The organism is Candidatus Omnitrophota bacterium, from assembly GCA_014728045.1.
Taxonomy (GTDB): domain Bacteria; phylum Omnitrophota; class Gorgyraeia; order Tantalellales; family Tantalellaceae; genus WJMH01.
Map to the genome: position 1 here is coordinate 166015 of WJMH01000015.1, position 12546 is coordinate 178560.

General features: G+C 52.1%; 10 protein-coding genes. 5 read left to right on the plus strand and 5 right to left on the minus strand.

The window, feature by feature from the left end:
• The first annotated feature begins 243 nt into the window (after nucleotides 1–243).
• From GF409_05960 to GF409_05975, 4 genes are all read left to right on the plus strand, one after another.
• On the plus strand, nucleotides 244–1968 hold the full coding sequence (locus GF409_05960; GenBank protein ID MBD3426757.1) for a transporter substrate-binding domain-containing protein: 1725 nt from the start codon (nucleotides 244–246) through the stop codon (nucleotides 1966–1968).
• Between the two features lie 4 nt (nucleotides 1969–1972).
• A complete protein-coding gene (locus tag GF409_05965; GenBank protein MBD3426758.1) occupies nucleotides 1973–2344 on the plus strand; it encodes a response regulator in 372 nt (123 codons plus the stop codon).
• Between the two features lie 141 nt (nucleotides 2345–2485).
• Nucleotides 2486–4462 carry a sodium-translocating pyrophosphatase gene (locus GF409_05970; protein ID MBD3426759.1) on the plus strand — a complete coding sequence of 659 codons (1977 nt, stop codon included), beginning with the start codon at nucleotides 2486–2488 and terminating at the stop codon, nucleotides 4460–4462.
• A 35-nt stretch (nucleotides 4463–4497) separates the two neighbouring features.
• Nucleotides 4498–5031 carry an adenine phosphoribosyltransferase gene (locus GF409_05975; GenBank protein MBD3426760.1) on the plus strand — a complete coding sequence of 178 codons (534 nt, stop codon included), beginning with the start codon at nucleotides 4498–4500 and terminating at the stop codon, nucleotides 5029–5031.
• A gap of 8 nt (nucleotides 5032–5039) precedes the next feature.
• Here the strand turns inward: GF409_05975 and GF409_05980 are convergent, their stop codons facing one another.
• Together GF409_05980 and GF409_05985 are read right to left on the minus strand one after the other, a co-directional pair.
• The gene (locus GF409_05980) at nucleotides 5040–6407 is read right to left on the minus strand and encodes an NCS2 family permease (protein MBD3426761.1); all 1368 of its coding nucleotides are present in this window, start codon (nucleotides 6405–6407) and stop codon (nucleotides 5040–5042) included.
• Nucleotides 6408–6428: 21 nt separating this feature from the next.
• On the minus strand, nucleotides 6429–7334 hold the full coding sequence (locus GF409_05985; protein MBD3426762.1) for a class I SAM-dependent methyltransferase: 906 nt from the start codon (nucleotides 7332–7334) through the stop codon (nucleotides 6429–6431).
• Nucleotides 7335–7462: 128 nt separating this feature from the next.
• Between GF409_05985 and GF409_05990 the strand changes: the two genes are divergently transcribed.
• Nucleotides 7463–8668, plus strand: a complete 1206-nt coding sequence (locus GF409_05990; protein ID MBD3426763.1) for a family 10 glycosylhydrolase — start codon at nucleotides 7463–7465, stop codon at nucleotides 8666–8668.
• A 6-nt stretch (nucleotides 8669–8674) separates the two neighbouring features.
• Here the strand turns inward: GF409_05990 and GF409_05995 are convergent, their stop codons facing one another.
• The 3 genes from GF409_05995 to GF409_06005 are packed head-to-tail and all read right to left on the minus strand — an operon-like array spanning nucleotide 8675 to nucleotide 12522.
• A complete protein-coding gene (locus GF409_05995) occupies nucleotides 8675–9703 on the minus strand; it encodes a threonylcarbamoyl-AMP synthase (GenBank protein ID MBD3426764.1) in 1029 nt (342 codons plus the stop codon).
• The gene (locus tag GF409_06000) at nucleotides 9704–10582 is read right to left on the minus strand and encodes a phosphoribosylaminoimidazolesuccinocarboxamide synthase (GenBank protein MBD3426765.1); all 879 of its coding nucleotides are present in this window, start codon (nucleotides 10580–10582) and stop codon (nucleotides 9704–9706) included.
• 41 nt (nucleotides 10583–10623) lie between these two features.
• Nucleotides 10624–12522, minus strand: a complete 1899-nt coding sequence (locus GF409_06005; GenBank protein ID MBD3426766.1) for a phosphoenolpyruvate carboxykinase (GTP) — start codon at nucleotides 12520–12522, stop codon at nucleotides 10624–10626.
• Between the last annotated feature and the right edge of the window lie 24 nt (nucleotides 12523–12546).

Sequence of the window (12546 nt, forward strand, 5' to 3'; positions counted from 1 at the left end):
GTCTAAAAAGTCCTTTCCTCGGGCCGGGCCCGCATCCTTCAAGCATTGTTTCCAGTATTATTATACACTATGATCGCAAGATACAAAAAGAAGGATGCGTTTTTCATGACAATTATTTTTAAGAAGTGATATATATATTCATCAACTTTCTTGCATAAAAACGTATGTCAATATATAATTGTGAGTAAATAGGGGTTCTCTATTTCCTGAAACCTTGGTAAAGGAGCGATTCACGAGTTAGGCATGAAGAAAGTTTTTTCTTTTATTTTTCTTTTCCAGATCGCGTTTTTCTGCGTTCTGGTCGTATCCCCTCCTGCCCTGCCGCAGGATGAGGCAGATCAACAGGTCTCCGAGGTTGAGGCCAAAAGGAGTGCCGAAGAAAAAGCCCGCCAGGCGCGGGAAAGAGCCAGAAGCCTTGCCGAGGGAGAAGCCGCCAGGACCGGTCCGCTTCCGGCTCAGAGGAAAGTGCTGATATTTGCCGGCAATGATAAATTCGCCCCGTATTCTTTCTATTCCAACGGCGAGGTCACCGGTTACGCGGTAGACCTGACCAAGATCCTCGCCGCCACCATGGACAGGTCCATAGATATCAGACTGATGCCATGGCATAAATGCATCCAGCAGCTTAAAGCCGGCAAGATCGACGGCATCATAGGTGTTCCCGTGAGCGAGGAGCGGGAAAGATTCATGGAATTCTCCACTCCGGTCACCGAGATCGAATTCGCTATTTTCGTTGAAGCGGCCAACCATTACGTGAACTCGCTCAAGTCCCTTGAAGGAACGGTCGTTGCCGTGCATAAGGAAAGCCTCATAATCGATACTCTCTCAAGATTCCCCAGGATCAGGCTTGTTGAGACCGACTCGGTGCAGGAAGCTCTGGAAAAACTCAATAACCGTGAGGTCACGGCCGTAATAGCCGAAAAGAACGTAGCTTTGTACTATATCCAGCATGCGGCGGAGAACATAAAGGGCATCAAGATCGTCGGCGCGCCGTTGAAGCCAGTTTACCCATACGCGATAGCGGTCAAGGAAGGATCAGGTATTCTCCTCCGGGACATCAACCGGGGCCTCCAGGTACTGCAGAACAACAATACCATGGAAAAGCTCCGCAGAAAATGGTTCGGGCTGCATCTTGCCGAGCCCTTTCCCTGGAAGATGGTTACGCTTATGACCTCGGGGATAACTCTTCTACTGTTCATCCTGGCGGGCATACTATGGGTCATATCGCTCAATGCCACGGTAAAGGCAAAGACCCGCCAGATACAGCTTATGAGCGAGAAAATGGTGGAAAAGGACAAGCTGGCCGTGCTGGGAAAGCTCGCCGGCCAGATAGCGCATGAACTGCGCACCCCCTTGAGCATCATAAATAATTCCGTATTCCTCCTGAGAAAAGAAGGCAGCAAGAACATGGATCTGTTCGAGAAACGCCTTAAAGTGCTGGAGGACAAGATCAAGCTTTCCAGTAACATCCTGGAAAGCATACTCAGCTATTCCAGGGTAAAAGCCGAGATCGCCACGCAGATATCCGTCAAAAGCTGCGTGGAAGAGGTTCTCAAGGACATAGAGATACCCGAGGGTATCGAGACCAGGGCCGAATACGAAAAACCGGAGAAACTCATGGTGTTCATGGACTTTCACCAGCTCTACAGCGTCATCCGCAACCTTGTTCTCAACGCGCTCCAGGCGATGGGCGAGACCGGCAAGCTTACGATCGAGGCCTTCCGGGACGAAGCCAGCGGCATGGTCAATGTGCGGGTCTGTGACACGGGAAAAGGCATACTGGAAAGCTCCAGGAACAAGATATTCAACCTGTTCTACAGCACCAAGATAACGGGTACCGGACTGGGACTGCCCATCTCCAAATCCATAATCGAAGCCAATGACGGCCAACTCCTCCTGGAAGAGACCAGCAAAAAAGGCACATGCTTCATCGTAAAACTTCCCACGTCAATGAGCATGAGAACATGATAAGATGAGCAAGAAAAAACACCCAAAAATACTGCTTGTGGATGACGACAAGGACATGTGCGAGTCCCTCGCGGACGTGCTTCAGCTGGACTCCTCGTATGACGTTACTTACACCACTGAACCGCTCAAGGCGCTTGATATGATAGACAGCACCGATTATTCTCTGGTAATAATCGACTACAAAATGCCCCAGATGAACGGCGTGGAACTTCTGAAACGCATAAAGACAAAAAAACCCGACCTGATGGTCTTCATGCTCACGGCGTTCATATCCAACGAACTGATCGAACAGGCCAAGAACGAAGGCGCGGACAAGGTCCTTTCCAAGTTCATCTGGCCCGACGAGATATTAAAATGCATCAAACAGGTAATATAGAGCCGTCCCGCCTATTTTACGGTTGAAAAACCTCTTTAAATATGTTATTTTGTCAGCTGTTCGTCGCCGGTGATATTCCTCACCGGTTTCTTTTAAAGCGGATCCGCTTTCAGAAAAAGTATTTAAAAAGGAGTAGAAAGCATGATAACAGTTCCTATCATCGGTTTGGCGGGCATGGCCTTTGCCCTTGTGACGTTCCTTATGCTCATGAAAAAGCCCGAAGGGCTTGATAAGATGCGTGATATCTCGCACGAGGTGCATAAAGGGGCCATGGTCTTCCTGGCCAGTGAATACCGTATAATACTTATTTTCGTATTAGTGATGTTCGCCATCATGTCCAGTTTTCTTTCCCTGGCCACGGGAATAGCGTACATAACCGGGGCTTTCTGTTCCATGCTAGCGGGGTTCATCGGCATGAAGGCCGCGACCCGCTCCAGCGCCAGGACCTGTGAGGCGGCAAGAACCCACGGCGCACCCGAAGCTCTCAGCGTGGCTTTCAAGGGCGGTTCGGTAATGGGCATAACGGTGGCCGCGCTCGGGGTTATAGGCGTGGGGACCTGGTACCTCATAACGAAGGATACCGGTATCATCACGGGTTTCGCCCTGGGAGCTAGCTCCATCGCCCTTTTCGCCCGCGTGGGCGGAGGGATATTCACCAAGGCCGCTGACATGGGCTCAGACCTGGTAGGTAAGATCGAAGCCGGCATACCCGAAGACGATCCCCGCAATCCCGGTGTTATCGCAGATAACGTCGGTGACAATGTCGGCGACACCGCCGGTATGGGCGCAGATCTTTTCGAGTCTTACGTGGGATCCGTAATAGCCACCATGGCGATAGGCGCTTCGCTGGCGAATCCCGTACAGGCGATGTCATTCCCGCTGGTCCTTATAACCATAGGGCTTGTGGCTTCCATGATAGGAGTGCTGTCGATAAACCTGCTGAAATCACTCAACCCGCAGACGGCCCTGAGGAACTCGACGCTCATCTCGGGACTGTTGTTCCTTGCCGGTGCTTTCGTGACCAGCAGGACGATGTTCGGGGGCATCAACCAGTTCTGGTCCATATTCGCCGGTCTTGCCGCAGGAAGTCTTATAGGCATCGAAAGCGAATATTTCACTTCCGGTAAACCCATTAAGGAAATAGCAAAAAGTTCACAGTCCGGCCCGGCGACCACCATCGTTTCGGGGCTGGCGATAGGCTTTCAAAGCACAATACTTCCTATCATAACGATAGCCGCGGCCATGCTGACGGCGTACCACTTCAGCCAGCTTTACGGCATAGGCTTAGCCGCTGTAGGCATGCTCTGCACCATAGGGATAGTTATGTCCACCGATTCATACGGCCCCATAGCCGATAATGCCGGTGGTATCGCTGAGATGTCGGGCCTTGAGAAGAACGTGCGCAAGATCACCGATAAACTTGACTCTCTGGGTAACACCACCGCCGCCATAGGAAAAGGCTTCGCTATCGGTTCGGCGGCTCTGACGGCGCTGGCGCTATTTGCGGCTTTCCAGAAAGTCACCGGCCTGACGGCCATAGATCTTATAAAGCCCCTTCCCGTGGCGGGTCTATTTATCGGGGCCCTCCTTCCCTTTTCCATAGCTTCAATGACGCTTAAATCCGTCGGTAAAGCCGCGGACGAACTCGTCCAGGAGATACGCAGGCAGTTCCGCGAGATAGCCGGCCTCCTGGAAGGAACGGGTAAACCCGACACGCAGTCATGTATAGACATAGCCACCAAAAGCGCCCTTAAGGAGATGGTCCTTCCGGGCGTAACAGCGATAGTTTCCCCTGCCCTCGTCGGCATTTTTCTCGGTGTGGAGGCCCTGGGAGGGTTTCTCGCCGGAGCTACCGTCTCGGGAGTCCTGCTCGGGATAATGATGGCCAACGGAGGGGGTGCATGGGATAACGCCAAGAAATGGATAGAAGAAGGCAATCTCGGAGGCAAAGGCACCGAGACCCATCAGGCGGCAGTTGTCGGTGATACAGTAGGCGATCCTTTCAAGGACACTACAGGGCCGTCCATGAACATACTCATTAAGCTCATGGGCATAGTCTCGCTTGTCTTCGGCAGCGTTTTCGTTAACCTTCACGAATGGTTCATGGGACTTTTCTGAACCGTTCGGGATCTTCTTCCAGAGAGGGGGTTTTGATGGATCTGGACAAGGTAATACGCAAAGTACCCAACTTTCCCAAACCGGGAGTGCTTTTTTACGATGTTACCAGCGTGTTCCTCAACCCGGAAGCTTTTGAACATGTTATAGGCCACATGGAGGAGATCTACAGGGATACCGAACTTGACGGCGTGATAGCCATCGAGAGCAGGGGTTTCCTTCTGGGGGCCCCTTTCGCCCTGAGAAGGTCAGTACCCCTGGTTCTGGCGCGGAAAAAAGGCAAGCTCCCCGGAGACACGGTCGAACAGATCTATACCCTGGAATACGGCGAAGCCACCCTTGAGATACACAAATCGGACATAACCGGCGGCAGGTGGCTCATCGTGGACGACCTTATCGCTACCGGCGGTACACTTGAAGCCGTGGCCAAGATGATAGAACATCAGCAGGCGGAAGTTGCCGGTATCTTCGCGATGATAGGACTGACCTTCCTGGACTATACCGAAAAGATAGGCCGGTATGAGCCCCGGACGCTTATCGACTACGAAGGCGAAGAGGTAGAGGAACAGTAAACCCGTCCCTATCCCCAGAAAATAAAAACATACCGCAGAACGAAGAGAACTGCAAATAGAACAATAAGCGGATGAACCTCTTTTATCCTTCCGGTAAAGCCCTTGAGCAGAAGGTATGAAATGAACCCGAAAGAAATACCTTCTGTTATGCTGAAGCCGCAGAAAGGCATTACGGTGATCGTAAGGAACGCGGGAATGGCTTCGGTGTAATCTTCCCAGTCTATTTTCTTCACGCAGCTTATCATCATGCAGCCCACGATTATAAGCGCGGGCGCGATGACCGGATAGAGGTAGACCCCTTTTGAAAGTTCATACCCTCCCCCTATCATGGAGACTATGGGTTTGAAGAAAAGCGCCGCTATCATCAATAGACCCGTTACTATGTTGGAAAGACCCGTCCTTCCCCCCTGGGAAACACCAGCTGCGCTCTCGATATAACTTGTGACCGTTGAGGTCCCCAGCATGGAACCGGCAACAGTGGCCGTGGCATCCGAGAAGAGGGCCTGTTTCACCCTGGGAAATTCGTTCCCCTTCATGAAACCGGCTTTTTCCCCGACACCTATAAGCGTCCCCACCGTGTCAAAAAGGTCCAGAAAAAAGAAAACGAATATAAGTTCGAAAAAACCCATGCTGAGCGCCCCCTTGAAACTCAGCCTGAGAAAGGTCGGCTCAAGTGAAGGGATCGTGCTCGTAAGCCCCTGGTAATCGATTATACCTGTTAAGATGCCCACTACGGCCGTTGTTACTATCCCTATCAGGATAGCGCCGGTTACCCGCCTTGCGAGAAGAACCGATATCACCGCAAGCCCGAAAAGCGAAAGGAGTACCGGAGGCGTGTTGAGCTTGCCCAGGGTTACGTAGGTCACCGGATGCGCGATGGTCACCCCGGACCACTCGAAGCCCACCAGCGCTATCAGAAGCCCTATACCCACGGCGATACCGTTACGGAGCGAGACCGGGACGGCGCTGATTATTCTCTCCCTGATACCGAAGAAAGAAAAAATGATGAAAAGAACACCGGAGATGAATATCGCCCCTAGGGCCACCTGCCAAGGTTCAACGGCCGGATCGGCGCCTAATATGGAGGCTATTATCGGACATGCCACGAACGCGAAATACACGTTATGGCCCATAGCGGGAGCCAGGGCTATCGGGTAGTTGGCCAAGAACGCCATCAGAAAACACGCAAGGGCGCTTGCAAGACAGGTAGCTGTCATCACAGCCCCGAAATCCATCCCGCACTGCGATAATATCGCGGGCTGGACGAATATGATATACGCCATGGTCATGAAGGTCGTGACGCCCGAGATCACTTCGGTCTTTATGGTGGTGTTATTCTCTTCAAGCTTGAAGAGTCTCATGATAACGGTCTTCATCGGCATGCTCCTTAACAGTCCTCATACCAGACCTTTGATGGTCAGCCCCTTGTATATCGCCAGATGATCCTGAACCTGTATGAGAGGTCTCTTCCTCTTCCAGAAGTTCTCGTAAACGTACAGAGCGATCTCTTCCCTCTGGGGTCTGGTGTATCTGTGAACGTTAGGATACAGAAGTATCATCCACACGACCGCCATGAACTTTTCAAAATCATCGACGAAGAATTTCACGCGGTTCGTCCTTGAAAGTATCTGGGCCTTGCTGAAGACCGGGTTTTTGCCGAGCTCTTTCTTGAACTTGATGAGGTCCTGGTCGTTCTTGTGGCCGAAGAACTTGCCCGCGAAATGGTCGTACAGCCAGGTAGTTGAATCCCTGTCAGTACATCCGGCGGACATGAGCACAAGGTGCATGGCTCCTTTCGGGGCGAGTATCTTCCGGTAAAGGTTCTCCATGATAACGTGCCATTTCTCTTCCTGACAGTAATAGAGAGAGTGGTGCATGGTGATCAGATTCACCCTGCCTCCGCCGAGCCTGTTCTTAAGGAAACTGTCCGTCCTGGCAGGGCTTGTAAAGACCTTGTTGTAATCGTCAAGTATAGTGGTTACGTGATCGGTGTTCTGACGGATCACGCGTTCGGTGACAAGGTCAAGAGCGGCCTGTTCAAGATCGAACAGGTAAAGGCCTCCCCTGAAAGCGGTCTCAAGTATCCTGAACTGGGGCTCGTCGCTTGAACCGATCGAAAGAGCTCGGAGATCCTTGTTAAGGGCGAATTCCTTGCTGAGCGTTCTTATGACCCTGGCAAGCTGCTCGCCTATATCCACCTTGTCGTTGCTGTACCTGGACCATATCTTGTCCTGCTTGTACATTTTGGAGCGCGAAACGGTGACGCCCTTTTCTATGAGCTTTTTCTCGGCTCTTGAGAGCATGATCCCATCCTTCCGGTTGATATTTATTTTGTTGCTATTATACACAGCAATACCGCCTAAATCAAAATCTAAAAACGGCTATGTTATTGGTATTGATTTTGTCAGTAAGAAGCACTATACTAATTTAGATGCGAAAGACACTTTATATATTGCTGTCCATCATCCTCGTATTCTCGGGAGGATCGAACTGCCGGGGGGATCGGGCTCAGGAAGACCTTCCCCGTCTGGGGGTATGGATAACCGTTTTCTCGCCGGAAAAAGTGCTTTTTTCCAGAGAAAGCGCCGACCGCCTCCTCCGGACCTGCCTCAAGACGGGTGTGAAGGATATTTACCTTCAGATATACAGGGCCGATAAAGCTTATTACGACTCCGATATAACCGATAGAAGCTCCTACGAGAAAATGGTCCTTCAGGCGGGTACCGATCCGGTTGATTATATTCTAAGAGAAGCCCGGGAAAAAGGCCTCAGGGTGCATGCGTGGATCAACCTCCTGAGCATCGCTCACAACGATGAGGCCAACATCATCAAAAGATTCGGAAAAGACGTCATAACGGTCGACCAGCATGGGAGGACATCCTTAAAAGGACGTAAAAAGGACCGGCTCGACGATTATTATATCCGCGAGAACCAGCTTTTCCTGGAACCGGGGGACGAGCGCGTACGCGCCTACCTCGAGGATATAGCGGTAGAGATCGTCCGCAGATACCCGCTCCTGGCGGGTCTTCATCTCGATTACATAAGGTATCCTGTGATAGTTCCTTTCGTCCCGGGATCAAGGTTCACCTCCCACGGTATATCCTACGGTTACACCGAAAGGAACCTGCGGAACTTCAGGGACAAGACGGGTCTGGACGCCAGTAAGATGGAAGGAAGTCGTCAGAACTTCAAAAAATGGGATGACTGGCGCAGGGACCAGGTAACCGCCCTGGTCGGGGATATTTCCCGGGCAGTAAAGGAAGTCTCCCCTCTTCTGGAGATATCCTGCACCATAGTTCCCTCCATGGAAAGGACTTACCTTGTAACGCTTCAGGACTGGACGGTCTGGCTCCAGGAGGGTTACGCCGATTACGTGGTCGCCATGAACTATACAGACGACCTCGATCTATTGAAGCTTAACGCAAAGAGCCTGCTTCTTCCGGGATTCGAGAAAGAGGTCCACATGGGGGTAGGCGCTTATCTTCTGAAGCAGGAACCGGAACTGATCGAGGAGGAAATAGGCCTTCTTCTCGGGCTTTCCCCCGGAGGCATAGTGATATTCAGTTATGATGACCTGGCCGGGAACGGCCGACTCCAGGAATACCTGGCCGGGAAGTTCCTGCCGGAGGAGGATTGACCACTTCTATCGGGAGAGATCCGGCCCCGCAGCTTTACGCAGCCTGTTCATTACGGCTCTTCCCAGACCCTTTTCGGAAATACCTTCAGCCACGATAACATCCACTTTTTCCGCGTCGAATTCCCTAAGTATGTGGAAAAGCCTGGAAGCGCAGACGCGCGGCTCATCCCGGGGTCCCAGAACCTTGACATCGAACGGTCCAAAGTCTCCGGCGTGTTCGGCAAGGGCCATGACGCCGACCCTTTTACCGCCCGATCTCGCCCGGGATAAAGCCTCGAGGGCCCTGTCCAACTGGCGGGAGCCTGGCTCCACCACGCGCACCGCGGCCCGTGGTGAATAATGCTGGGGATACTTTCCCGGCGTACTCTCCTCGTCGCCGGCTCCTACGGTTACCTCCGTATCGCCCAATACGTCGCGGATGTCTTCAAGGTCTATCCCGCCGGGTCTCAAGAGCAGCACCTCATCTTCCATGAACTCGACTACGGTGGATTCGACCCCAATATCCGTCTTTCCCCCGTCAAGCACCAGGTCTATGCGTCCCCGGAGGTCCTCGATGACATGGGAGGCGCTTGTCGGGGAGGGACGTCCGAACAGGTTAGCCGAAGGCGCGGCTATCGGCACTGCCGCCACTTCTATGAGTTTCCTGGCGATGGGATTGGAGGGCATGCGTATCGCGACCGTCTCGAGCCCGGTCGTGACTATATCCGGCACCTTTTCGGATTTTCTGAGGACTACGGTAAGCGGACCGGGCCAGAACCGTCCAAGGAGTTTTTCCGCTCTGGCGGGGATTTCCCCGGATAATTCGTGAACCTCCTCCATGCGCGATATATGCACGATAAGCGGGTCGTCAAGAGGGCGTCTTTTCGCTTCGAATATGCCTGTTACCGCGTCAGGATCGAGCGCGTTGGCGCCGAGACCGTACACGGTCTCGGTCGGGAACGCGACAAGCCCCCTGCCGGTAATGACCCGTGCGGCCTCTTTTATAAGAGAAAGGTCTATTTTCCGTGGATCGATCTTGAGTACGCGGGGTTTCATCTACTGTAAATCTTTGCCGGTAAGTATCTTGTAAGCCTGAATGTATTTCTCGCGTGTCCTGGTGACTATCTCATCCGGAAGTTCAGGCCCCGGAGGGGTTTTATCCCAGTCTATGGTCTCAAGATAATCCCTCACGAACTGTTTATCGAAACTCTTCTGGGGTCTTCCCGGCTGGTAGTCATCCACGGGCCAGAACCTGGAGGAATCCGGCGTGAGCGCTTCATCCATAAGGATGATCTTATCACCTATCCGGCCGAACTCGAACTTGGTATCGGCTATTATGATGCCCTTTTCGCGGGCGTATTCGCTGGCCTTGGTATAGATCTCTATGCTCTTCCGCTTGAGAAGCTCAAAGACCTCTTCGCCGACAGTCTCTTTCATCTCATCCTGTGAAATGTTCTCGTCGTGCCCGGACTCGGCTTTTGTGGAAGGAGTGAATATGGGTCGCTCAAGTTTATCGCTGAGGCGAAGCCCTTCGGGCAGCTTTATCCCGGAAACCTCGCCCGTCTTCTGGTAATCTTTCCATCCGGAACCTGAGATATAACCCCTTACGATGCATTCGACCGGTACCGGTTCAGCTTTTCTGACGAGCATGGACCTTCCCGCGAGGTCTTCCCTGTAAGAGGCGAGTTCCTTCTTCTGTTCAATGATACTGTCCACGTCAACGGTGATCATATGGTTGTCCATGATATCCCTTGTAAAATCGAACCAGAAGGCCGATATCATGTTAAGGACCTTTCCCTTCTCCGGTATACCGTTTGACATGATCACGTCGAAAGCGGATATCCTGTCGGTTACCACGAAAAGCAGTTCATCCCCCAGATCATACACGTTACGGACCTTACCCTCCTTGAAAAGGGGCACTCCGGCCAAGTCCATCTTAAGCAGTGTTTTCGCAGTTTCCATACTCGTCTCCTTTGTTACTGTGATTCGCTCTTCTTCTCGAACACGAAAGGCGAGACATAATCGCCGTGCTTTTTCCTGCATTCCTCCAGTCTCTTCTTCTGCTCCTCCATGGTCTTCAAGAAGATATGCGGGGTATCGAAGACTTTCGTGTGATATATGTTCATTATTCTTTCCTTCTTGGCCAGGCGTTCCGGTATCCTCAGGGTGAACTGCTCTTCGTACTGGGCCTTGGTGTAATCATCGCCGATAACTTCCTTGAACAGCCCGAGAAGGTCCTCGTATCTGGGGATGTATCCGCACGGGGTTTTTATCGCCTCGGCTTCGCCATTGACGCGCAGTTCCATCCATTTGACCCAGACATGCTTGTCCTTTATGCTGTTAAGGTACTTACCGTCCTTGCCCTTGAGGAAATAATTAACATGGAAAATAAGAGGAGGATTCTCGACCCCCTTGACTATATCGAGGTTGTTCTGTATATACCTGCCTATCGGTATCGACAAAAAGTCAAGGTTGGCCATGAGGTTGAACTTTCGTACGCCCTCCTGGCCCAGCGTCGCGGCAGTGGTCTCGGATTCTATGGTCGCCGCCTGGGTGAGTATACCGTGCTCCCAGTTAAATGACTGTTCCACGGGCATATTGGTATCGGAATCCCTCCCGCCGTATATTATCCCCCCGACTTCCACGCCTTCGGGATTTTCAATATTTTCATCACAGTTGTTCAGTTCGCCTATCCTTATGGTATAACGGGCGTTCTTGTGAGCGTAGGGCACCTGCCTGTCATCGGGACCCTTCTTTCCCTGGAACCATTCGCCGGAGAAGTTGACGCCTTCTTCGGGAGCGGGCCGCCCGTCGCCCAGCCATCTCGGATCGTTGTTGTTATCGACCAGTACGTTGGAGAAGATGATCTCCCCCGGGGAGGTAAGAGCCTCGAATATCGCCGGGTCGTTCTTCCTGCTGACGTCCTGGATTATGCCGAAAATCCCCTTTTCCACGTTCACCGACCGTATTTTGCCCTCAACGTTACGGATATAAGCGATATCATCGCCGATGATGCGTTCGCCCTCAAGCATGGCCGTCGCGGTCTTGCCACAGGCGCTCGGGAAGGAGCCTGTGAAGTAAGTGAGTCTTTTCCTGTCGGGTCCGTAGACGCCCATAACGAACATGTGTTCGGTGAGCCACCCTTCCTCGGAGGCCCTTTTTATGGCAAGCCGCATGGCCAGTTTCTTAAGACCGACCGTGTTACCCGCGTACTGTGTGTTGGTGCTGTAGACCATTTCCTCCGAAAGGTCTATGTAAACGCGTCGGTTATATACGTCCTTGCTGACCCCGTCCTCAAGCTTGCCGGCACTGTGCAGAAAGCGGAAGAACCTGCCGGAATCTCCCAGCTTACGGAACTGTTCATAACCGCTCCGGTACAAGATGCTTTCCGAATGCGCTACATAGGTCGAATCGGTTATCTGTACTGCCGAGATGGAAAATACCGAATCGGTCGGCCCCAGGCAGAAGAAACCGACATACATCTGCTTACCTTTCATGGACCCCTTTAAAAGCTCGTGCACCTCTTTAAGGCCCTTTTCCCGGTCTTCTGACTTGATGTCCGAACCCAGCACCTCATCAGGCCTCAACAGGTATTTCGTGTTGGCCTTGTCCCTCGCTTGATCGAAATATCCGTCGAAATGAACGGTATGACCTTCGGTGGACAGCTTCTTCTCCTCTCCCAGCTGGATCGCGCGATTACGAAGGTACTCGGCGTCCTCGGGAGAATCAGTCCTCACGAAGACCGAATCGGGCTGGCAAAGTTCCACGTATTTAGCCACAAATTCGTGCATTTTCGGGTTATCAAGCTCCTCCAGTTTCCTGAAGTTCTCTTCGCCGCATTTATCAAGCAATAGTTCTTTATATTCAGCTTTCATATCGATCCGGCCTTTCTTTTTTGG

What these genes read in the sequence shown, in the direction of transcription:
- GF409_05980 (MBD3426761.1), bottom strand. Translation starts at nt 6,407, where the DNA reads ATGAAGACCGTTATCATGAGACTCTTCAAGCTTGAAGAGAATAACACC.
- GF409_05965 (MBD3426758.1), top strand. Translation starts at nt 1,973, where the DNA reads ATGAGCAAGAAAAAACACCCAAAAATACTGCTTGTGGATGACGACAAG.
- GF409_05985 (MBD3426762.1), bottom strand. Translation starts at nt 7,334, where the DNA reads ATGCTCTCAAGAGCCGAGAAAAAGCTCATAGAAAAGGGCGTCACCGTT.
- GF409_05995 (MBD3426764.1), bottom strand. Translation starts at nt 9,703, where the DNA reads ATGAAACCCCGCGTACTCAAGATCGATCCACGGAAAATAGACCTTTCT.
- GF409_06005 (MBD3426766.1), bottom strand. Translation starts at nt 12,522, where the DNA reads ATGAAAGCTGAATATAAAGAACTATTGCTTGATAAATGCGGCGAAGAG.
- GF409_05970 (MBD3426759.1), top strand. Translation starts at nt 2,486, where the DNA reads ATGATAACAGTTCCTATCATCGGTTTGGCGGGCATGGCCTTTGCCCTT.
- GF409_05990 (MBD3426763.1), top strand. Translation starts at nt 7,463, where the DNA reads ATGCGAAAGACACTTTATATATTGCTGTCCATCATCCTCGTATTCTCG.
- GF409_05975 (MBD3426760.1), top strand. Translation starts at nt 4,498, where the DNA reads ATGGATCTGGACAAGGTAATACGCAAAGTACCCAACTTTCCCAAACCG.
- GF409_05960 (MBD3426757.1), top strand. Translation starts at nt 244, where the DNA reads ATGAAGAAAGTTTTTTCTTTTATTTTTCTTTTCCAGATCGCGTTTTTC.
- GF409_06000 (MBD3426765.1), bottom strand. Translation starts at nt 10,582, where the DNA reads ATGGACTTGGCCGGAGTGCCCCTTTTCAAGGAGGGTAAGGTCCGTAAC.